Origin of the sequence: Spirosoma soli, from assembly GCF_042684525.1 — a bacterium.
GTDB lineage: Bacteria > Bacteroidota > Bacteroidia > Cytophagales > Spirosomataceae > Spirosoma > Spirosoma soli.
In genome coordinates this window covers 81,031-103,867 of the sequence record NZ_JBHULN010000021.1, presented here as the reverse complement: position 1 = coordinate 103,867, position 22,837 = coordinate 81,031, and the positions used below count along the sequence as shown (strand labels likewise).

The 22,837-nt window shown below is 50.8% G+C and carries 17 protein-coding genes and 1 pseudogene; 9 read left to right on the top strand and 9 right to left on the bottom strand.

Annotation, left to right across the window (positions count from 1 at the left end):
• The first annotated feature begins 262 nt into the window (after positions 1-262).
• A complete protein-coding gene (locus ACFSUS_RS24720) occupies positions 263-3,208 on the top strand; it encodes a TonB-dependent receptor domain-containing protein (protein ID WP_381526922.1) in 2,946 nt (981 codons plus the stop codon).
• Between the two features lie 334 nt (positions 3,209-3,542).
• Entirely contained in the window at positions 3,543-6,074 is a 2,532-nt protein-coding gene (locus ACFSUS_RS24715) for a DUF5686 family protein (protein WP_381526920.1), read from the top strand.
• A 100-nt stretch (positions 6,075-6,174) separates the two neighbouring features.
• On the opposite strand, the gene pgmB is transcribed toward ACFSUS_RS24715, so the two are convergent.
• Positions 6,175-6,831: a beta-phosphoglucomutase gene (pgmB, locus tag ACFSUS_RS24710; protein ID WP_381526918.1), complete on the bottom strand. Its 657-nt coding sequence runs from the start codon at positions 6,829-6,831 to the stop codon at positions 6,175-6,177.
• Positions 6,832-7,163: 332 nt separating this feature from the next.
• Between pgmB and ACFSUS_RS24705 the strand changes: the two genes are divergently transcribed.
• The 3 genes and pseudogenes from ACFSUS_RS24705 to ACFSUS_RS24695 form a co-directional block, all read left to right on the top strand.
• Positions 7,164-7,367, top strand: a complete 204-nt coding sequence (locus ACFSUS_RS24705; RefSeq protein WP_381526916.1) for a hypothetical protein — start codon at positions 7,164-7,166, stop codon at positions 7,365-7,367.
• A 329-nt stretch (positions 7,368-7,696) separates the two neighbouring features.
• Positions 7,697-8,041: a hypothetical protein gene (locus tag ACFSUS_RS24700; protein ID WP_381526914.1), complete on the top strand. Its 345-nt coding sequence runs from the start codon at positions 7,697-7,699 to the stop codon at positions 8,039-8,041.
• Positions 8,042-8,115: 74 nt separating this feature from the next.
• Positions 8,116-8,343 (top strand): annotated as a pseudogene (locus tag ACFSUS_RS24695) (PIN domain-containing protein); the annotation flags it as partial.
• Positions 8,344-9,196: 853 nt separating this feature from the next.
• Here the strand turns inward: ACFSUS_RS24695 and ACFSUS_RS24690 are convergent.
• Positions 9,197-11,071: a glycoside hydrolase family 13 protein gene (locus tag ACFSUS_RS24690; RefSeq protein ID WP_381526911.1), complete on the bottom strand. Its 1,875-nt coding sequence runs from the start codon at positions 11,069-11,071 to the stop codon at positions 9,197-9,199.
• Between the two features lie 153 nt (positions 11,072-11,224).
• Between ACFSUS_RS24690 and ACFSUS_RS24685 the strand changes: the two genes are divergently transcribed.
• The 4 genes from ACFSUS_RS24685 (at position 11,225) to ACFSUS_RS24670 (ending at position 15,446) form a co-directional block, all read left to right on the top strand.
• The gene (locus ACFSUS_RS24685; protein ID WP_381526909.1) at positions 11,225-12,958 is read left to right on the top strand and encodes an alpha-amylase family glycosyl hydrolase; all 1,734 of its coding nucleotides are present in this window, start codon (positions 11,225-11,227) and stop codon (positions 12,956-12,958) included.
• 122 nt (positions 12,959-13,080) lie between these two features.
• On the top strand, positions 13,081-13,977 hold the full coding sequence (locus ACFSUS_RS24680) for an N-acetylmuramoyl-L-alanine amidase-like domain-containing protein (protein ID WP_381526907.1): 897 nt from the start codon (positions 13,081-13,083) through the stop codon (positions 13,975-13,977).
• 182 nt (positions 13,978-14,159) lie between these two features.
• The gene (locus tag ACFSUS_RS24675; protein ID WP_381526905.1) at positions 14,160-15,110 is read left to right on the top strand and encodes a hypothetical protein; all 951 of its coding nucleotides are present in this window, start codon (positions 14,160-14,162) and stop codon (positions 15,108-15,110) included.
• A 75-nt stretch (positions 15,111-15,185) separates the two neighbouring features.
• The gene (locus ACFSUS_RS24670) at positions 15,186-15,446 is read left to right on the top strand and encodes a hypothetical protein (RefSeq protein ID WP_381526903.1); all 261 of its coding nucleotides are present in this window, start codon (positions 15,186-15,188) and stop codon (positions 15,444-15,446) included.
• A gap of 37 nt (positions 15,447-15,483) precedes the next feature.
• On the opposite strand, the gene ACFSUS_RS24665 is transcribed toward ACFSUS_RS24670, so the two are convergent.
• The 7 genes from ACFSUS_RS24665 to namA form a co-directional block, all read right to left on the bottom strand.
• The gene (locus ACFSUS_RS24665; protein ID WP_381526901.1) at positions 15,484-16,491 is read right to left on the bottom strand and encodes a GRP family sugar transporter; all 1,008 of its coding nucleotides are present in this window, start codon (positions 16,489-16,491) and stop codon (positions 15,484-15,486) included.
• A gap of 136 nt (positions 16,492-16,627) precedes the next feature.
• A complete protein-coding gene (gene ypfJ, locus ACFSUS_RS24660) occupies positions 16,628-17,488 on the bottom strand; it encodes a KPN_02809 family neutral zinc metallopeptidase (RefSeq protein ID WP_381526898.1) in 861 nt (286 codons plus the stop codon).
• Positions 17,489-17,641: 153 nt separating this feature from the next.
• Positions 17,642-18,727, bottom strand: a complete 1,086-nt coding sequence (locus ACFSUS_RS24655) for an NHL repeat-containing protein (RefSeq protein WP_381526896.1) — start codon at positions 18,725-18,727, stop codon at positions 17,642-17,644.
• Between the two features lie 76 nt (positions 18,728-18,803).
• Complete coding sequence (locus ACFSUS_RS24650; protein ID WP_381526894.1) at positions 18,804-19,520, bottom strand: Bax inhibitor-1/YccA family protein; 717 nt, start codon at positions 19,518-19,520, stop codon at positions 18,804-18,806.
• 141 nt (positions 19,521-19,661) lie between these two features.
• Entirely contained in the window at positions 19,662-20,525 is an 864-nt protein-coding gene (locus tag ACFSUS_RS24645) for an SDR family NAD(P)-dependent oxidoreductase (protein ID WP_381526892.1), read from the bottom strand.
• A gap of 130 nt (positions 20,526-20,655) precedes the next feature.
• Positions 20,656-21,648: an aldo/keto reductase gene (locus ACFSUS_RS24640; RefSeq protein WP_381526890.1), complete on the bottom strand. Its 993-nt coding sequence runs from the start codon at positions 21,646-21,648 to the stop codon at positions 20,656-20,658.
• A gap of 86 nt (positions 21,649-21,734) precedes the next feature.
• Complete coding sequence (gene namA, locus ACFSUS_RS24635) at positions 21,735-22,820, bottom strand: NADPH dehydrogenase NamA (RefSeq protein ID WP_381526888.1); 1,086 nt, start codon at positions 22,818-22,820, stop codon at positions 21,735-21,737.
• Positions 22,821-22,837 lie beyond the last annotated feature (17 nt).

Genomic DNA, 22,837 nt, shown 5'->3' with positions numbered 1-22,837 from the left:
TGTTTCGTATTGTTAACGAGCCGATTGGTTGATTTTGCCCCTGACCGATAGATACCCGATTGTACCTCTGCGAAGGCGCTGATGACTTCCTGTATGACCTATTACGCTTTACAAATGTAGTTTGTTTCAAAAATAGGCCAAGTCTTCGCCAGCGTATTCCTCCCTTTCAGCACAAAAAAAACGGCATTCGACCAGATTGTTTTCCCGGCGCGCCAACGTAGTTACACCTTTGAGAGTTAGTCTACACATACAACCGAATTTTATGAAGACGCTGTTACTTTCTTTACTCATCGTTAGTTCGACAGCTGCTTTCGCGCAGGTTCCTGCTGTACCAGGGGTGCCCACTCCGGGAGCATCCACTCCGGGAGCATCCACTCCGGGAGCATCCACTCCGGGAGCATCCACTCCGGGAGCATCCACTCCGGGAGCATCCACTCCGGGAGCTCCTACCAGTGGCACGCAAACACCTGCGGTGAGCAGCCCCCCCGCCAATGCCGTACCCGACCCGTTTGGGTCGCCAACCAAGGCCAGCCCAGATACGTTACCCCCGCTCAGCAATATGCCTGAGACTGCCACGCCTACGCCCACGCTCCCTGCCGATAACCAGCCCCGGCCTGGCACAATGGGTTCCGAAACCGAACCATTGGCTCGTGGCAATGGTAAAATCACGGGTGCGTTAATTGACTCGACAACCAACAAACCCGTTGAGTTTGCTACGGTTGCCCTGCTCAACCTTGCCACTAACAAACCGATTGATGGCACAACCGCCGACGCATCAGGCAAATTTACACTGGGCAAGGTAGCTCCGGGCAGATACCGACTGCTGTTCACCTTCATCGGTTACAAAGACAAACGCTCCAATGTCATTACCATTGAGCGGGGCTCGGACATTAACCTGGGTACCGTAAAAATATCATCGGATGTCCGCACGCTGAAGGAAGTGAACGTGGTAGGCCAGGCGGCCATGATTGAGGAGAAAGTAGACCGACTCGTCTACAATGCCGATAAAGACATTACCGCTAAAGGAGGTGACGCCACGGATATTATGCGGAAAGTACCGATGCTGGCCGTTGACCTGGACGGTAATGTTACCTTACGTGGCAGCAGCAACGTAACGGTTCTGATCAACAACAAACCCAGTACAATTGTCGCCAGTAGCGTAGCCGATGCCCTGAAGCAGATTCCGGCCGACATGATCAAAACGGTTGAAGTGATTACGTCGCCCTCAGCGAAGTACGATGCCGAAGGATCGGCCGGGATCATTAATATCGTCACCAAGAAAAACACTTTGCAGGGTGCAACACTCGACGTAAACGGTGGCGTTGGTAACCGGGGCAGTAACCTGGGCATAAATGGTAACTACCGGGTAGGTAAAATGGGCTTTACGTTGGGCGGGTTCGGCCGGGCAGAGTACAACGTTCGGGGTGCCTTTGAGAACGACCAGAGCACCCGGTCGTACAATGAAGCGACCAACACCTATTCGCCGTACACGCGTACGGTTCAGACCGCCAACACGCTGTCGAGCCGGTTGTTTGGTAATTATCAGTTGGGCTGGGATTACGACATTGATAAAAATACGTCTCTCACGGCCAGCATTCGGTATGGGGCCCGCAATGGGACAAACAACCAGTATAACTTGTTTACCCAAACGTTTCAGCCGAACGCTTTTTTCCCGGTCTCGAACGATCGCAATGTGCAGACCAAAGATTTGTCAGGAACGATCGATGCGAACGTAACGTACACACGCACCTACAAACCTCAACAGGAGTTTAGCGTACTGGCACTCTTCAGCCGAAATAACCGTACGAATGACTTCGTTGCTGACCTGCTCAGTGGCACCGACTTCCAGACGATAACAGCCCGCCAGCGAAACGATAACCTGAGTTATAACCAAGAGTCTACTCTACAGATTGACTATCAAACTCCGCTGGGCAAAAATCAACTCATTGAGTTTGGTGGCAAAGGAATCTTACGTCAGGCGAACAGTGAGTATCAATATTTCCAGGCAGCGGGTGCCGATGCGCCTTTCGTCGTTGACCTGACCCGTCCTGGAAATACGCTGAATTATGACCAGAATATTGCAGCGACTTACTTATCCTACACGCTCACGACCAAAAATAAGTACACCATTAAGGCCGGAGCACGATATGAATACACCTTCATCAACGCCCGGTTCAGCAATCCATCCGCTGAGCAGAGCGGGACAGCATCCGTCGATTCGATTCCAAATTACGGAGCTTTAGTGCCAAGCTTGAACATCTCGAAAGCACTCAAAAACGGAAAAATCATTAAACTGGCCTACAATCGCCGGATTCAGCGACCAGGTATCCAGTTTTTGAACCCAAATGTTAACTCGGCCAACCCCACTAACATTACTCAGGGTAACCCAAGTCTTTCGCCCGAATTTACGGACAACATCGAATTCAGCACCAGTGGAAATATCAAGGGGCTATACGTAAATGCTTCGGTATTTGCCCGGCGTACCAACAACGAGATTACGGCAGTTCGTACGGTAACCGAGCAAACGTTCGGCGACGTAACAAATCCTGTTCTTCAACAAGTTATTAAGACAACATATCGCAACGTAGGTCGTGAAGATACGTATGGCTTGAATTTGTTTACGAACGCTACCCTGTTTTCAAAGTGGCAGATTGGGGGCGGAGTCGATATTTTCCACGTTAATTTGACCAACAACGATCCAAGCCCGATCTACAATGCCTCTAATTCGGGTTGGGTTGTATCAGGTCGATTGAACAGTAGCGTGACGCTTAAGAATGGCTGGGCCTTTCAGGCATTTGGCGGAGCCCGCGGCCGGCAAGTGCAGCTACAGGGCTACCAAAGCACCATGTATTTTTACAACCTTGGCATCCGTAAGGAATTCAACGACAAAAAGGCCAGCCTGGGACTTGCAGCCGAAAATTTCCTGAATCACCCGTTTGTGCAACGTGCCGAGTTGAGTTCTCCCATTCTATTACAGAACTCAATGACCAGCTATTACAATGCGGGCGTTCGTCTGACATTTAGTTACAAGATTGGTAAGCTAAGCTTCGACGCTCCACAAAAACGCCGGAAGTCAATCGAAAACGACGACTTAAAAGGCGATGGCGGAGGAGACAATAACAATGGCCAGCAGCAACAAGCCGCTCCGACAACGGGCGGAAACGGCAATGGAGGAGGCAGCCGCGGAGGTCGCGGTGGTCGACCCTAAACCCAGTGATACGTATAGGTTTTAGATTAGAATAGGTGTGGGTAATCCCTCAGGCACTGCCTGAGGGATTCCTTGTTTATTGGCCTAGCTGTACTGTCCTTACGGTTGTATACCTACGTAAGCTGCAACGAAATTCAGCGGACAGACGTACTGATAAACAGATAAGTAGTCATTCTTAAACTCCCAACTTCACATACAAATCAATATAAGACGAATACCAGTTTTTTTAGCATTAATCATTTGTTTAAAACATTTTTTTTGAAACTTCAATCTATAGTAAACCCTGTTGACTATTTTAGAGTTAAGCAACAAAACGGTTGTCTCACATTGTTGAATGAAGCGACGAATACAAAGCATCTTCCCGGTTTGTTTACTGCTCCTCATGTGGCCTATGCTGGTTGTGGCGCAGCCTCCTTACACAGTTTCCGGCCGCGTAACGGATGCTGCTACCGGTGAGGGTATTCCATTTGCCAGCATTGCCGTAAAAGGACAAACAACCGGTACCACTTCTGATGCCGAAGGCCGCTACTCACTTCAACTTAAGCAACTGTCTGATTCGCTGTTAGTATTAAGTTTAGGGTATCAGACCCGCTCCTACCCTATTTTGCCGCAAACGACACAGCTGATTGATGCTCAGCTCACGGCAGCAGCCACAAAACTGCAGGAGGTAAAGGTGTACGCCAAAGGGGGCGATCCGGCGTATCGCGTCATTCGCGAGACGGTACGACGCCGGAGCCAGTTCGACCCGGCCCAGCTCAAAGCGTACGAATACGATAGCTACACCAAAATCGAAGGCTACATCAACAACTTTGATCAGAAACGTAAGAACAATAAACGCTCGGGACCGATTGGGCGCTTGCTGGGCAAACTCCCTGCCATAACCGACGAAAACGGCAAAACGGCCGTTCCTGTTTTTATTTCGGAAACGTTCTCTAACTTCTTCGCCCGCACCGATCCTGAGAAAGTAAAAGAGCGGATTCTTAAGTCGCACGTAACCGGCGTGGGGGTCAGCGATGGTGGTCTGATCGCTCAGTTGACAGGTGCCTCGTTTCAACAGTACAATTTTTATCGTAATTCGCTTTACGTCTTACGAAAAGACATCCCCTCGCCCATCGGCAGTCAATGGGAAACGGTCTACACATTCCGCCTGAAAGATACCGTCGCCCTGGACAACGTCATCTGTTATGAGATTGAGTTCGCTCCCAAACGAGTTAGCGATTTGGCCTTCGGCGGTACCGTCTGGATCGATACGCTTCAGATGGCACTAACGCAGGTTGACGCGCGGGTTGACAAACGAGCGAATATCAACTTCGTAGACGAGCTGCACATTGAACAGGAATGGGGGGCAACTTCTTCTGGACTACGATTTCCGACCCAGACGCAGGTCACCATCGATACTGACCAGCCTACGCCCCGCGCGCCGGGCGCGTTGATCCGGTTTTTTGCTACCGCCCGGAACATTACCGAAAATCAACCAAAGGAAGTTACGTTCTATGATCCTTCCATTGAGCTGGCCGACGACTACCGCGAAGCCAATGCGGCTTTCTGGCAGCGTGTACGGCCCGATTCGCTCTCTTCCGACGAGTGGCGGGCCATGCGGGTCGTTGACTCCGTACGTAACGTACCGCTGATTAAAGCAGCCGGGGAGATTATCAAATTAGGGGTGCTTGGCTACAAACCCATCGAGCCGTTGCACATTGACGTAGGGCCAATTCTTTATTCGTACGCGAATAATAACGTAGAGGGGCACCGCTTCCGGCTCGGATTGCGCACCAACACGGGTTTCAGTCGCAAATGGCTCTTAAGTGGCTACCTGGCCTATGGCACTCAAGATGAACGGTTTAAATACAGCGCTAACATCGAGTACATTCTCAATCGAAAGCCCTGGACGGTAATTGGGGTACGTCGGACGTATGACCTTGAACGCGTGGGCGTATCGGCCGACAACATTGGCAATAACTCCTTATTTGCGGCTTACTCCCGCTTTGGCACCATCCGACGCCCTTATTTTCAGGAAGAAAACCTGGCGTACTTCCGGCGCGAAATGGGTCGCGGCTTCACCCAAACCCTGGCCCTTCGTAACCGAACGTTCGAGCCGCTGTTTCCTTTTGCGTTTCAGCCACAAGTTCGGGATGACAACCAAATGATTCGGAACAGCTACCGAACCACGGAGCTGATCTGGGAAACCCGTTTTGCACCCGACGAGGTGATGCTACAGAACGATAATGTTCGGGTCAGTGCCGGAGCCACCCGAAAACCTATTTACACATTACGCTACACAGCTGGTGTTCGCGATCTGTTCGGCGGGGAATTTGCTTACCACCGGGTTGCACTCGGCATGAAGCACTCGTTTCGCATGGGTGTTTTAGGTCGGACGTACTACACCCTCGGCGCCGGTATCATTCCATCTACTATCCCCTATCCGCTTTTGTTCACGCCCCTCGGCAACGAATCGTCGTTTTACGTTGGGAATGCCTATAACCTGATGAACTACTTCGAGTTTATCTGCGACCGCTGGGCAACCGTACAGTTTGAGCACAACTTCAATGGTCTGTTGTTTAACAGGCTACCTCTGCTTCGCCGACTTAAGTGGCGTGAGTTGATTACAGCGAAGGTGTTAGCAGGCAGCGTAACGTCGGCAAACCTGGCCGCGATTCCGCCCACCGACGCCAAAGGGCAACCCGTTGCTGGCTTTAGCTCACTCAGTCAGACGCCTTATGTGGAAGTAGGATACGGCATTGATAATATCTTCAAAGTGCTTCGTGTGGACGCTATTCACCGGCTGACGTATCGCGATAACATTACCCCCAGCGGCATTGCTGTTACCCCGTTTGCCATCAAAGTCTCGGGCTGGCTGGCGTTTTAATTTACTTTAAACGCAGAGCAGACAGAGCAAAACGCAAAGGAAACGGAGAATAAATTTGCTCTCTTTGTGTTTTGCTCTGTCTGCTCTGTGTTTAAGCCATTTAGCCCACTTTTGCCAGAACTTCCTCCACCGTAAGCGCTTCCAGTGACGGGGCTATTAGATCAGCCTCAGTCAGCACGTCGGGCGAGCCCAGTCCTACCACGAACATACCGGCCCGTTTACCTGCCTGCACACCCGCAACGGCATCTTCAAACACAACACATTCGGCCGGTTGACGGTCCAGTTCCTGAGCGCCTTTGGCAAACACTTCTGGGTCGGGCTTTCCCTTACTGATCTTAGTCCCGTCAATAATGGCGTCGAAAGCCTGCGTCATGCCGATACGTTCGAGAATCAACGGTGCATTCTTACTGACCGAGCCCAGGGCCGTCTCTAACCCAGCTTTCCGAACCTGCGAGAAGAAGGTAGCAACCCCCGGAAGTATGTCATCGGACGTCATACGACTGACCAGATCCAAGTACCACTTGTTTTTTTGTGCCGCTAATTCAGCCTTTTTTTCATCCGATAAAATAAGGCCACCGTGCGCCAGGATAATATCCAGCGAATCGGTGCGACTAACGCCCTTCAGGCGCTCATTAAACTCCTCTGAAATGTCAAAGCCTAACTCATTGGCCAACCGACGCCAGGCCTGATAGTGGTAAATAGCAGTATCGACAATAACCCCGTCGAGGTCGAAGAGAAAAGCTTTAATGGCACTCATATACATGGTTCTTACGTACGTTGACCGCAAAGGTAGGGGCTGCGCTCGCAATAAGCGAAGGGAAAGAAGCTAGGGTTCGTTTTGACGACCCTGTGAATGCACCAAGCCCGACTATGGGTGTATCTCTAAATCGTCATGGCCGCCCGGTTCGCTGTAGCACACGACTCTACATCTGACAGCCTACAGCCAATTATAAGATGCACGCCTAATTGCCTAAAAGGAGATTTTGATGAGATGAATGATACCCTAGTTTTAAACTTACAGTGTAAATACTTTCGCAACAGCCACTCATTTTATGTAAACAGACTATTCTAAAATCAACCACTCTATAGGTGCAGTTTACAACCAATACCACCAAAACTACTTATCGGCGAAAATACTGGATCAACTCGCTGCTGCACATGGGGAGTTTCCGAGAGGATGGATTTCTATTAAAATTAGATTATGAGTATCGGTTCAACAAAAATACGCTTGAGTTTAACCTGCTGAATTACAGCGCGATCTTCCATATTTCCAACTATAAACGTATCAATTAAATAAATTACCGATCATAAAAATGATTGAAGAGTAATAGAGCTGTTGCATACGTGGTAATTATGTAAATTAATACAAGTTGTTAGACAAATGAGACCGAAGCTTCAGCGAGTAATCAGGAAAGCGGTATGTCGTAAAACGCCCCAGTTAAGAACAATCTACATCGTCTCAATTAGGCGTATTTTATGAGATGATGTGATTACGAAGCATAAATAAATTTAAACGCCGTTTACCTCCTGTATACTTTCAAACAAACCTTCATCTGTGGTCAGCCAGGCTTGGTATGATGATGAGTTATTAGAAACCTACACTTAGCTCAACTCTAGTTTTGTTGCCCTTCTCGCAAGATGGCAATTATCAAAGTCGCACCAAACTCACTGACCGGCTGTTTTCGTTAAGTTTGTATATCAGTTTGTCTATTCTCGCTATCGTTATGGTTGTCTCGCCACGATTAACCAATGCTCAACTGGCCTTGCCAGAAATGTTCAGCTTCGAGATGAGCGAAGCCGAGGTGTTGGCCATGCGCCAAACGCTTATGCAGCATTTCCGTACAAGGCTCGAAGAAGAGGCCCAAAAGGCCATTCAGCAAAAAGGGCTAACCACCGCTCAACTCGAAGAGCAAATGAACGTTGAGAACCGTACGGAGCGGCTTGACCAAATTCGGGCAGCTCAGTGAAAGTGATTATCGATACAAGTGGTCTACTCCGGTCGATTCCTTGAGACGGATCGTACCACTGGCTTTATGATGCTTTTGCGGCCAGACAGTTCACGTGGGTAGTCAGTACTGAAATCTTGCTTGAATATGCCGAAATGACAGGCTATTATTATGGCCCTCTAGCGGCTGAGTTGGCCTCATCACTTTCGCTGGCGGCTCCCAATCATGTACGGCAGGAACCTTACTTTCGTTTTGGACAGGTTATTAACGATCCAGACGACAACAAGTTTGTAGATTGTGCCATTGCAGCTGGTGTCGATTAGTTGGTATCCGACGATCACCATATTCTGAATCTGATTGGGCAGACGAATCGGTTTCCTCCTGTACCCATTTGTTCTTTTGAGGAGTTCAAGAAAATTCTGAATCGATAGCGGTCCATTATTCTGAAGTAGCTATCTCTAACTAAGAAGGTGGATTAGAGTTAAGCAGCAGTCTGGCCTACCTAGCTGTTGCTGGTTAGTTTCCTAGCTTATTGTTCGGCAGACCAATGAGAAAAAGTAACTTCTTAAGTCTTGGTTATCAGGGCTGTTGAAATGAAAATGGGACTTGAAAGGCCACACTCATGGGTAGCCTTTCAAGTTATGGGAGAAGCGTCCCGCGGATAGAGCGTTTTCGTGAGAATATAAAACCGTGAATCAATCTGTTCTTAATGGTAATCAAGTGTAGATTATTTCCTCTCCAGTAGCTGCTTCATCAAGGCTTTCATTTCTGCCATTTCAACCATTAGCTTCTGGTTTTCCTTCTCCTACTCAATACTATACAAAGTCAGCTTTTCCAGCAATGTGGCATTCATCGAATAATTGCTGGATAGTGTCGCAACTTGTCATCCGCTTCGGCCTACGATCGGTGCGCCGGAGCGAGCGCACCGTGTCCAATCACAAATCAATGCGGCAGCCGCGCTGTCTCAATCTAAGCCATGCGCTACAAGTGAGAGAGCTTTGCGTGTTCCGACGACGAGTCACCTCTCTCCAATAGGCAGAAAACTTACCTACGTTGTCACTCATATTTAACTATATACAGTCAGATTAAGTGATCAGTAGCTACAGCGAACCGGGCCATACCTTTTGTAGATAAACCCGGCTACGATCCATAGCCAGGTTTGTTGCGTTATGAAGCTTACTTACCTAACTCAAGTACCAAAGCCGTTTTGGCCGGTAGCTTCACGAGTTTTAAGTCGGTCAGCGTCTCGTCGGTCAGCACGTTACGGGCGGAGGTAAACCCTTTCATGCGCTCAATGAACCGAGCCGTATCGAGCGAAATCTCTTTCTCGTTGGTGTTGGTAGCAATCATCACCGTTTTGTTGCCATCGTAACGAAAATAAACATACGTACCCTCCTGAGGCAGGTATTGCATTAGTTTTCCGGTATGCATAACGGGGTTATCCCGCCGGTAGGTAGCCAGTTTACGAACGAACTGAAAGGCGTTATTTTCACGATCGGTACGTCCGGCGGCTTCAAATTTATTTTCCTTATCGCCGGGGAAACCACCCGGAAAGTCCTTTCGCACTTCGGCATCCGATGGATCTTTGAAATTCTTCATCAGGATCTCGGTGCCGTAATACATCGACGGAATACCCCGTGTGGTCAGCAACCAGGTCAGTCCTATTTTGTACTTGTCAATGTCTTCGCCAATGACCGACAAGAAACGATCCGTGTCGTGGTTATCCAGAAACGTGACGAGCTTGTTGGGATCAACGTACACGGCATCCTGCGCCAGCGCCTGATAGAAGCGATTCACGCCATCGTCCCAGCTAAATTTTTGCTTCAGCGCGTCGAGCATAGACGAATACAGCACGAAGTCGAGGCCACCGGGCTGGTTCGACTTGAAGGGAAAGTTGATGTTATTACGGGTGTAGTACGACTGGTCGACAACGTTGTTCACCCACGACTCCCCGAATATATGAATCTTAGGGTATTCATCGAGCAGCGCCTGGTTGCAGCGGTTCATGAATGGCTGGTCGTTATACATGTACGTATCAACGCGCCAGGCATCCACGCCAAAATTCTCAACCGACCAGATAGCATGTTGAATCAGGAAGTTGGCCAGATACGGATTGTTTTGGTTCAGATCGGGCAGGTGGGGCACAAACCAGCCGTCCAGCGTTACCCGCCGGTCGCTTTCCGCTCCGTGGGGATCGGTGACCGGCTGGTATTTATAGGAGGTGTTGGTATAAGTTGGCCACTGGTGCAACCAGCTTTTCATGGGCAGATCTTTAACGAACCAATGGTTGATACCGACGTGGTTATAGACCGCATCCTGCACGACTTTCATACCGGCCGCGTGCGCTTTCCGGACAAACTCGCGGTACGCTTCGTTGCCACCAACCCGCCGATCAATCACGTAATGATCCGTGAAGCCATAACCGTGATACGCTGACCGCATCACACCGCCTTCGTTGGTCAGGGGTTGATCGTTTTCCAGCACGGGTGTAAACCATACGGCCGTCAGTCCCATGTCCTTTAAATAGTCAAGGTGTTGGCCAGCCCCGACCAGGTCTCCCCCGTGACGGTAAAAAGGGTTTGACCGATCAGCGTTAGGGTCGGCCATGTCGGCAAATTTGTCGTTACTGGGGTCGCCGTTGGCAAACCGATCGGGCATGGCCAGGTAGATGAAATCAGCGGCCGTAACGCCCTGCCCTTTCGGGGTTTTGTCGCGGGCTCTCAGTTCAAACGACTGCCTGAGCGTTTGGGCTCCTTTTTTACCCACAATTTGTAGAGTGCCGGGCTTGGTCGCGGGCGCAATGGTCAGATCCAGAAATGCGTAGTTTGGGTTTTCGACGGTATGCGCTTTAACCAGCTTTACGCCTGGATAGCTAATCGAATACGCCAACGTACCGGCATTAGGGCCGTACACAAGTAATTGCAGGTTCGGATTTTTCATACCCACCCACCAATTGGTTGGGTTAACGCGCTTAATCTGCGGATTTTGCGCCAGGCTAGTCTGGCAAATGGTCAGTAATAAAAGCAGCAGACCAAAATAAAGTCTTTTCATGAGGTGGTTTTTCGTAAAATTTGCACGGTGGGGTTTCACCAGGCGGACTAACAACGACAATAATGCAAAAATACCCCAAGTTTTTCATTGAAAAAGAACATAGTTTTGCGTTGCTGACCTTCAGCTCGACCGTAACTGACATTTTTTGACGCTATGAATACGACCTCCCTTGTCCCGATAATGGACAAATTAGTCATATATCAGATTTTCACCCGCCTGTTCGGCAACCAGAATACGACTAATCATATCAACGGCAGCCGCGATGAGAACGGCGTCGGTACGTTCAACGATATTAACGATGCCGCCTTGCGGGCTATCAAACAGTTTGGCGCATCACATGTCTGGTTTACGGGCATTCTGGAGCACGCGACCCAAACCGACTACTCCAGATTTGGCATCCGCCCCGATGACCCAGCGGTGGTGAAAGGACGCGCCGGCTCACCTTACGCCATCAAGGACTATTACGACGTTGACCCTGACCTGGCCGTGAGTGTTCCCGATCGCATGGCCGAGTTCGATAGTCTGGTACAGCGTACGCACGCTCAAGGCTTAAAGGTCATTATCGACTTCGTACCCAATCACGTGGCCCGGCAATACCAGTCCGACGTAAAACCGGCAGGCGTTGTCGACTTGGGCGAAAACGACGATACCAGCGTCAATTATGCCCGCGATAATAACTTTTATTACCTGCCGAATGAGACTTTCGTAGCGCCCGGTAACACGGAAAGAGCAGGACAGCACGGGTTTCCACCCGCGTTACAGGAGCATCCGGCCAAGGTTACGGGTAGCGGATCAATCACCGCTACCCCCGATAGTAACGATTGGTACGAGACGGTGAAGCTCAACTACGGGTACAATATATTTGATGGTAGTATCCATTTTAATCCCGCGCCCGCTACCTGGCACCAAATGCTCGACATTCTGCTTTTCTGGGCTGATAAGGGCGTGGATGGTTTCCGGTGCGACATGGCGCAACTGGTGCCGGTTGAATTCTGGCAGTGGGCCATTAGCCAGGTAAAACAACGCTACCCGCGTCTGATTTTCATTGCTGAGATTTACGAACCCCGGCTTTACCGTTCGTTCATTTTCCAGGGTGGTTTTGATTACCTCTACGATAAAGTGGGGCTGTATGATGCCATTCGGCGATTGATGGAAGGGCATGGTTCGTGCTACGACCTCACCCGAGTATGGCAACAGGAATCCGGCGATTTTCCGCAACATATGCTTCGATTTCTGGAAACCCACGATGAGCAACGGATTGCCTCACGCTTTTTTACCAACAACCCCTGGTCAGCGGTACCCGGCATGACCCTGGCCGCAACCATGCACACCGGTCCTATTCTACTGTATTTTGGGCAGGAAGTGGGCGTACGGGCCGAGGGTGCCGAAGGCTTTAGTGGCGACGATGGCCGCACCACCATTTTCGATTACTGGGGCTTGACCGACTGGCAGGGCTGGATCAATAAAGGACGTTATGACGGCGGGGGGCTAACCGATGAACAGCGCGCCCTACGTGCTTTTTACCAGCGTCTGAACCATCTGGTGAACGGCTCCGACGCCATTCAGAACGGGTACTTTTACGATTTGCAGTACGCCAATGATAACGGCCAAAGCCCAGGCTACGACGCTCACCAGCTTTACAGCTATCTCCGTTACACGGATCGCCAAAAGCTCCTGATCGTCTGTAACTTCTCAGGCCAGACTACTTATGAAACCAGCATCCGGATTCCCGCTCATGCGTTTGCAACCATTGGTCTGAATCCATCCCGGACATACCAGCTCACGGATATCTTCCTGACGGATACGCAGCTCGAAAATGTTGGTTCGGCGGGAATACCGCTGCAACTCCCCCCGTGGAGTGTCCGGGTGCTCGAAATTAAATCCTAGTTTTATGTTACGTTTCGACGTGCTCCCAGTCTACTCTAAGTAAGTTAAAACCTTATGACAGTCGCTGTTTTTAGCCAGCAGGCTGCGAACCGCAACCGTCAGCCTATTTGCTGTCACTACCTATGATGAAACTGCTTACGGCATTTTTTCTAATATTTCCCACTTTCACTTTACTTGCCCAGCCGGTCGTATCCGATGACTTACAGGCAGCAATCGTTACAGGGGGCAAGACACCTGCGGAGACCGCTATCAACATTGGTAAGCAGTTTTTGGGCAAACCCTACGTGCCCCATACGCTCGACATTAACCCGACCGAACAGCTGGTTGTGAAAGTTCGTGAGTTTGACTGCACAACGTATCTGGAAACGGTACTGGCCCTGGCGCTGGCCTACCATGATGGCTCCGAAAAGAATGTGCGCTTAGTGTCTAAATCACGGTCAGTAAACCCGGTTCAGCTTGAGCAAACCTTCCGGAAGTACCTGACCCAGCTTCGTTACCGCGACGGGCGAATTGACGGATACGCCAGCCGTTTGCACTATTTTTCGGATTGGCTCCGCGACAATGAACGTAAAGGGTTGATAACTGACGTAACGTGTGAGTTACCCGGTAGCGTGATGGTGACCAAACCCATCTCGTACATGACCACCCTCACCTACAAATACCCGCAACTGAACGATCCGGCTATATTTAAACAGGTGGCTCAGACCGAAGCGGGTTTGAGTCAGCAGCCGTTTGCGTTCATCCCAAAGAAAAACATCAGGCAGGCCGAAGCGCAACTTCGCGAAGGTGATATTGTAATGCTGACCGCGTCGAGACCGGGGCTCGACATGAAGCATGTCGGCTTAGCCGTGCGCCAACCAAACGGCCGAATTCACCTGCTCCATGCCTCGTCGGACCAGGGCGAAGTAGTGATTACGCCTTACCCTCTGGTCGACTATGTACTCTGGCACAAACGCTTGTCGGGCATTCGAGTGGCCCGTTTGCGGGCAGCCGACGCGCAGGCTGTGGCACGGCAGTAAGCTGAAAACTCAGTGTAAGCACTACGAGCGACAGCTGTTGAGCGAAGTTTGAAACTTCGCTCAATAGCCCTAACCTACCTTATACTAGAAAGATAAGACGTTGACTGCCTTTTGCTGGTAACTTGAACGCATGTGCTGATACGTATTTTTCAGTAAAGCTTATTTACGAAAACTGGTCAGGTATGCTTCGGAACTTGTTTCGGTTATTGGGTCGTGTGTACACTGCATTCTGGGCGCTCGTCATGACAGCGTTGCTGGCAGCAGCCACCTGGGTGATGTGGTACTTGTATCAGGCAGAACGTCTCGATAGTAAATTTGCCCGAGAGGGCCAGCTTGTTAAGGTTCAGATCAAGGAGACCGACCGTAACCCGCGTATGTTTCTGGATCAGTTTGGCAACGCGGTTTACGTTCGGTTCAACTACCGTAATCAGACATATAAAACCCGTTGCGCGAACGATTCCACCTGGCTATCCGCGGGTGACCATATTCAGCTCTTATACCATCCGGGCTTAGACAAGTTTCAACCACCACAGCGAGCACGCACGGCTACCCCAACGCGCGTACGGTCGCGGCTGATCGAGTGGAGTTCTATGGTCGACTTTAGCCGGGAGCATCAACTCTTAGGGGGCTTCATCCTGGCCGCATTAGCCTTGTTTTTTGTCGGCGGAGGGGCCATTGTTACGCTGACCAGCTGGACGTTTATTCAGACGATTGCCCGGTTTGTACTGCTTGCCGCGCTGGGCGTAGCGGCCTTATTTTTCACCTACGATACCATTCAATACTTTCAGTACTTCCAATCACTCCGGGCAAACGGACGTGCCATGGAGGTTGATGTCACTGACACTGATCGTACAAATCATAGTCGGCGATCAAGATCTCACTGGTACACCTACGACGCTACATTTCGATTTCAGGGGCAAGAGCGGGTTGTCGCTATTGACGAAGATGACTACGAACGGCTGAATGGCACGGATAGGAAGCTCCGCGTGCTCTACAACTCGTCGCTAAATGATTTTATCGCCGTTGATTACTCCCCTGCTTTCAGCCAGCTACTGCTTCCCCTGTTCTTTTGGTTTTTGTTTGGGCTTCTGGTTCGTAACAGTCTTTCAACCCCGAAACCCGTTCGCCCCTAAAGGTTCTTTCGTTGCTTGGCTGTAAGAACACTCTTTACCGTTTGGGGGTTAACTGGTAAATAGAGAATAAAGTAAATGGCTCGCCAGGATTCCGAAACCGAATACATTGTAACCCAACAAGCGTACAACACCGCTTATGCAAGCTTACCCGAACGTGGTACAGAAAATCAGAAAGCACAGTCCGCGACAATAACTGCCAAACAATACCGTCTGAACGTAAGCCAGACCATCAACGCGGGTAAGTGGGTCATGTGGGCAATTTCCGACGAATCATTCGAGTTCACCTGGTCGAACGGAGCCTGGCATCCACCAGCCAATCTGGTTGTTTCGTCGTGACGGCCGTCCGTTCGGCATTTCTACGGCCAGTTTTTAGCTACGCCCGAGCCAGTACGATCAGCACAAGCCCGGCTACGTAGGTACCTCCCATCAGCCAGAGGTACCGATTAGCTTTGGCAGGAGCGTCTTTGAATTCATGCCAGGCAAACAATCCCCACAAAACAGAAACAACGGTTGCGCCCTGGCTCAAGCCGTACGAGACAGCGTCACCGGCCTGATTTGAGCCAAGTAAGAGCGTAATCATACCTAGCCCCCAAATGAAACCACCTGCCAGACCGACCAGATGTTCCCGGCGCGGTGTGTCCTGATAAGTCGTTTGGTTCTTTTCGTCGGGCAAGGCAAACCGGCGGACGAGCCGCTCGACCAGCGGGTTACTAGCGACTAAGCCTATGGCAAACAGGACCAGTCCCGTGTAAGGCGTCAGTAATCCTGCGTCGGGTTTAACCAGATCTTTCACAAGGGCTTCGGAGATGATGCGAAAGAAAAAACCGGCGACTAAACCGCCCGCTAATGCAATCCATATGCCCCGATTGTTCCCGGAAGATGCAGCAGCATCGCCTTGGTCCTGCTTCGTTTTATACGCCAGGGCGCTGAATATCATAGCCGCTATGATGGCCCCGCCCCCGATGGCCAGCAACGCTACGCTTCCTTTTGGCTCGGCTAAATAGTTTACGACAAGTCCAATCGCCAGCGATAGACCTGTACCCACCGGCATGGCTACTGAAATACCGGCTATACTAATGCCCGCCGTCAGCAGCATGTTTCCCAGATTAAACACAATGCCTCCGGCCAGTGCCAACAGGATGTTACGCACGTCGGCCTGGCCAATATCAGTCAGTACCGGACGCCCCTGCTCGCCAAAACTGCCCAGTGTAAATGCCAGAATAAGCGATGTAATCAGAATTCCGTATACGTAATCCCGGTAGAAGACGTAGAGGGGGGCCGATTTGGTGACTATCTTTTGGGCATTCGTCCAGGAGCCCCAGAAGAGCATCGTAATCAGGCAAAGACAAATTGCAGCGGTTGGGTCATTGATAGTAAACATCCGAAGCAGGTTGGTTGGCTCAGTGTATTAAGGGTAACTACATCTCAGCCATAGTATCTCTGGCTCAGCGGCCTAATGAGACAAAGGCCCGATAACGTACGTCAGCGGGCCTTTGCTTGCAGGAAAGAAAAAGAGGCTACTGCAAATTAGCATCCTCGCGACTGTTGAAGGTGTCGCCCTGGCTAAGATCACCGGTTTTCAGGCCCTTTTTAAACCAATACACCCGCTGAGCAGACGAACCGTGCGTGAACGCATCAGGCACCACGCGGCCCTGGGTTTGCTGCTGAATACGGTCGTCGCCAATGGCATTCGCTGCGGTCAGGGCCGACTCTACGTCGTTCTCGTCAATCGAAATGCTTTGCCCCTGGGCGTGGTGCGCCCAGACACCGGCAAAGAAATCAGCCTGTAATTCGAGCCGTACCGATACTTTGTTGTAGTCTCGTTCGCTCAGCTGCTGACGTAGTGCGTCGGTTTTATCCATGATCCCTAACTGCTTCTGCACGTGGTGACCGATTTCGTGGGCAACTACGTAGGCCATGGCAAATTCGCCCGGTGCCTGAAACCGTTGCGCCAGATCATCATAAAATGACAGATCAATATATACCTTCTGATCGGCCGGGCAGTAAAATGGCCCCATGGCTTCCTGAGCGGTACCGCAACCGGAAGGAGTGGCCCCTCGGAACACAACCAGCCTTGGTTTGCGGTATTGAGCGCCCTGCTCAGCGAACAATTTTGTCCATACATCTTCGGTACTGGCCAGCACTCTACTGGTAAACTGAGCGGCAGCATCGTCGGGCTGCGGTCCCGTGGGTGCCTGAGACGTCGTTTCGGTGTCGGGTTGTTGATTCAGTATCTGCGACGGGTCGCCCCCCAGCAACATAACAATCACGGCTACGACTACCGTACCGATTCCTCCGCCAACAAGCAACCCTCCGCCACCGCTGCTACCCCGGCGGTCTTCAACATTATCGCTTTCGCGTCCTCCTATCCAACGCATAGTATAATTCGGTTAGAAATTAAGTATATCTTAATTACTGTTTTGAGTCAGAAAGTGTTTTGTTTATGTGCAGTGACCTTGGATAACTTATTCAATTGCAGGGCTTCGTAAGCAGGATGCATACATAAAAACTCGTCGGTAAGCTAATCAGCCTCATTTAGATGGTGTGATCGTTCGGATTCGTCCGTAGTCAGCGACGTAGACGGTGCCTTTGCCATCTACCGCCAGACCAGCAATCCGCTGAAAATGAGCCTCTTTACCCTTACCATCTACGTAGCCCTCTCCCGAGCCACCCGCCAGAAACGTTACCATACCCTCGGGACTAATCTTGATAACCTGATCAAAAACGACTGCCTTACCCGAGTTTACTACGTAGAGATTATTTTGATTATCAACCGTCAGTAGCCGAACAAAGCCCAGATTAACCGTAGATAGCTTGCCTTCGGTAAGTTTACTGCCGACCGGTCCGCCTTTCAGGTACGTTATGGAACCATCAGGAGCTACTTTAGTGATTTCACCCTTCAACCAGGAGTTTATACCCGATGGGAAATAAAGGCTCCCCTGCGTATCTATGGCCAATAAGTTACCTGTCAACTGGTCTCCCCTGGTATCAATGCCTGTTACCCAGTTAGGTGTATGAACGCCCTGTGGTGATATTTTTCGGATTCCCTCTGCTTCGAGCAGGTAGTAATTACCCGCTTTGTCCTGCACAACGCCCCCGTTGTTGTAGTTCTGCTTATCGAACGACGCAGGCGGGTTGGCGTACAGATAATTAGCGATGCCATTCGTCGTCGACAAGGTGCGGAACAATACATTCGATTTATCATAATAGCGATCACCAGCTTCTGAGATCAGCAGATCGCCATTGGTCGCCAGCGCCAGATACTTAGGGCGGTGCAAAGCAGCTTTAAGCGGGTCTTTGTTCGCATCCCAGCCATCGCCCGGACCGCCCCCGGCAACGGTTGTTACGGTGCCATCCGGCGTCATCTTGCGGATACGATGATTTCCCTGGTCGGCTATGTACACATTGCCCTGCGGGTCGCAGAGCAGACTCGTTGCTCCATAGAACTGAGCCGATGGGCCTTTACCATCCTGGTAGCCTTCTGTATCACTTCCAGCCACGGTAGATACTGTGTATTCGGTAGTTTGGGAAGGGGTTGTGTCTGGTGAGGGCTCCGAGTTAGAATTACACGCAACGGCCAACGCGACCAGTGCCAAAAAAGTAAATGTTGTACGCATTCAGTGAGATGAAAGAGTGGAAACAAAAAGCCTGAAGTACCCGTCGGCCGGGTACTTCAGGCTACGTCATAGTTGTTTACCGACGACGACCGAACAGCCGTAGCAAGTACAGAAACATGTTGATAAAGTCAAGGTAGAGCGTTAAAGCGCCCATAATGGCTTCTTTGCGATCTTCGTCGGTACCAGCATTGCCGATGATGTTCATCCGCTTAATTTTCTGTGTATCGTAGGCGGTAAGCCCAACGAATATAAGCACACCGGCATAAGTCGCAATCCAGTATAGCGTCTCGTTTTGCCAGAACAGATTAACTACCGAAGCAATGATCAGCCCAATCAGGGCCATCAGTAAAAAGCCGCCCCAGGATGTCAGGTCGCGGTTGGTAAAGTAACCATACGCGCTCATGGCCCCGAACGTACCGGCTGTAACAAAGAAAGTAGACGCAATGGAACCACCCGTATACAGCAGAAAAATTGATGCCAGGGTTAGGCCATTCATGACGGCATAGCCTATAAACATAGCTGTAGCCGCTTTCGCCGACACGCGTTGGACTGCCGCCGACAAATACATCACAAGCAGTACCTCACCAATGAGCAGCCCAAAGAATACGATTCGGCTACCAAATATAAACTCCAGCACGGCGGGTGTACTGGCGACCCAGATCGAAACGGTAGCCGTAACGAGAAGAGCAACGGTCATCCAGCCATAAACTTGGGTCATAAACGCAGCCTGCTCGCGTTTGATTTCTTCGGCTGTTAAAAAAGAAGGGTGTTCAGAATACGATTGTGGTTCCATGTGGACGTAGTGAATTTGTTTGCCGAAAGAACGGCAAACGTCCGAAGATAAACAACCGCATTACCTCATGAAGCACAAACTGCCCGTTACCTCACCTAAGGTAACGGGCAGTTTGTGCTTCATCCTGTGAACAGATCGAATCTATTCCCGGATAGAGGTATGTCCATCCATGGCGTGTTGCAACTCGAGCTCTCCCTGCGGCTCAGTTTTGAGGTTATCGGCCGCTTTTTCGCCCAGTGGTCCTTTAGCAATGGTCGTCCCGCCGTCGACGTAGTAGATAGCGCCCGTTACGTAAGACGCTTCGTCCGATGCCACAAACAAATACACATTGGCGACTTCCTCGGGTGTACCCCGGCGTCCCATCAGCGTACCCGATGTGGTCGATTTTTCCATCTCAGAGCTCATTGGTCCCGTACTCGCGTGCGTCCAGGCAGTATCAATCAGCCCCGGTGCCACAATGTTACAGCGCACACCAAAGTGGGCCTGTTCGCTGGCTAGTCCTTTTGTAAACGCGTGGTTGAAGCCCTTTGTACCGCCATACGGTACCGCCTGCGGCTCACCCATATGGCCGGCCTCTGAACCGGCCGTAACAATATTTCCCTTTGTTTTCTGCAACTCGGGCAGGGCGGCCTTCGTCATCATGAACGTGCTCTTGATATTGTTTCGGATGAGGTAATCGAACGCTTCTTCCGAAAAATCCTGCAAATAGTTCGTCTCAGGAAAGACGCCAGCGTTATTGATTAAAATGTTCAATCGATCATACATCCGAATGGCCAACTCGACACAGGCTTTGGCATTGGCTTCTATTGAAATATCGCCTTTGTACCCAACGGCGATGCCACCTTGCTGCTCAATTTCTTTCACAACTTCATCCACAGGGTCGTCGGACAAACCAACGACTACCACCCGTGCGCCTTCCTGCGCAAACTTTTTACAAATGGCCTCGCCAATACCCGAACCTCCTCCTGTGACAATAGCCACTTTCCGCTCCAGTCTATTTCCCACTTTTCCTATAGTTTAAGTTTAACACAACGTACAGTCTGATAACCAGGAAATAGCCTTTGGGTTTATTAAAGTAGCGGTCCGAGCTGGTGTGGCCTGGACAGCTGCACCAGCTCGGACCGCTACTCATACGTCAAACCAATTCCAGCTCTTCAAGCTGCTGATTGATGAAGTCAATATCCTCAGCTGATAAGCTGATGTCAATTGCTTTTGCGTTTTGCACCGCCTGCTCAGCGTTACGGGCTCCTACCAGGGCTACGGTAATGCCCGGCCGCTCGATGGTCCACCGAATCACTAACTGGCTCAGACTAGCACCTTTACTGTCGGCTAGTGGCTTAATTTTTTGCAGGAATTCGTCGGTATGCTCAATGTTTTCTTCTTTGAAGAACCGATACCCGGCCCGGTGATCTCCTTCGGCAAACGTATGACCTGGCTTAATCTTACCCGTCAGCAAACCGCGTTCCATGGGACTATAGGCCAGAATTGCTTTCTTGTTTTCAATACAATACGGCACCAGTTCGTTTTCAATGCCCCGGTTGATCATGCTGAATGGTACCTGGTTAGACGCCAGCTTGAGCACCTTTTCGGCCTGCTTCATCTGGTCGACATTGTAATTGCTGACACCTGCCTGCCGTACTTTGCCCTGCTCAATTAGCCGAAGCACAGCCTCCATACTTTCTTCGATGGGCGTTGTTACGTCGGGCCAGTGCATCTGGTACAGATCGATATAGTCAGTACCCAGCCGCTTCAAACTATCTTCACACTCTTTAATGATGCTCTCCTTGCCGGAATACTTGTAGACGTCAATCGGGTTGCCCGAATTGTCCTGGCTTTTAAACCCAAAATCGCCTTTTGCCAAGTCCCAGCGCATGCCGTATTTGGTCAGAATCTGCACTTTATCGCGTGGGATGCCTTTTATGGCTTCCCCAACGATTTCTTCGCTAGTGCCTTGTCCGTAGACCGGAGCTGTATCGATGGACGTTACGCCCAGATCATAAGAAGCTTTTATGGCGTCGATGGCTCCCTGACGTTCCGTTCCGCCCCACATCCAGCCACCAGCCGCCCAGGCCCCAAAGGTGATCACCGATACGCTTAAATCAGACTCTCCCAGTGTTCTATATTCCATGTTTGTTTATTATAAAATAGATTCGTTGATACAAGTCAATTATCGGGTGTTTTGTTGGTTTTTCTCAGCTTACAGGTGACTACAATTTATTGGCGCGGTTTAGCTCGCTCGTACTGGACGGGCCAAGGCATGTCTTCCTTGAGCACATGAGCGGCATGAAGCGGAAAGTACGGATCGCGCAGGAACTCCCGGGCCAGCAGCACAAAGTCGGCCCGGGAGTTTGCGAGAATGGCTTCGGCCTGCTCAACCGACGTAATCAACCCAACGGCCGCGGTCATCATACCGGTCTCCTGCTTAATTCGTTCGGCGAACTCGACCTGATAGCCCGGATACGACGGAATTTTGGCGTTAGGCACGTTACCGCCCGTCGAGCAGTCTATTACATCTACGCCTTTCGTTTTTAGGATGTCAGCCAGCTTAACCGAATCGTCGGCCGTCCAGCCGCCTTCGGTCCAGTCCGTGGCTGAAATACGCACGAACATGGGGAGGTCTCGCGGCCAGACGGTCTGGACTCGTTCGACGACTTCCAGCAGGAGCCGGGTGCGGTTTTCAAACGAGCCACCGTAGGCATCGGTCCGCTGATTACTCAATGGCGACAGGAACTCATGAAGTAGGTACCCATGAGCCGCGTGGATTTCGACGACACTGAAACCCGCGTCGAGCGCCCGTTGCGTTGCCACCTGGAAATCCGTCAGTACCTTCTCGATACCCGCTGCGGTCAACGCCACAGGAACCGGTTCCGACTCTGAAAAGGGGATGGCGCTGGGCGCTACCGTTTGCCAGCCTCGTTCTCCGGTTGGCGCAATGGCTGCACCGCCATCCCACGGCCGCTGATGACTTGCTTTACGACCAGCGTGGGCCAGTTGAATACCCGCAACGCTCCCATTTTGCTTAATAAATTGGGTGATACGCTTCAGGCCAGGGATATGATCGTCTTTCCAGATGCCGAGATCATCGGGTGTGATCCGGCCCTCGGGCGATACGGCCGTTGCTTCCGTAAAAATTAAACCCGCCCCACCAACGGCCCGACTGCCCAGATGGACCAGATGCCAATCGTTTGCGAAGCCGTCTTCGCTCGAATACTGACACATGGGCGAAACGGCGATTCGATTTTTAAACTGAACCGTTCGAATCGTTATCGGTGAAAAAAGGGCTGATGTTGTCTTAACCATATCTGAAGTTGCTCTGC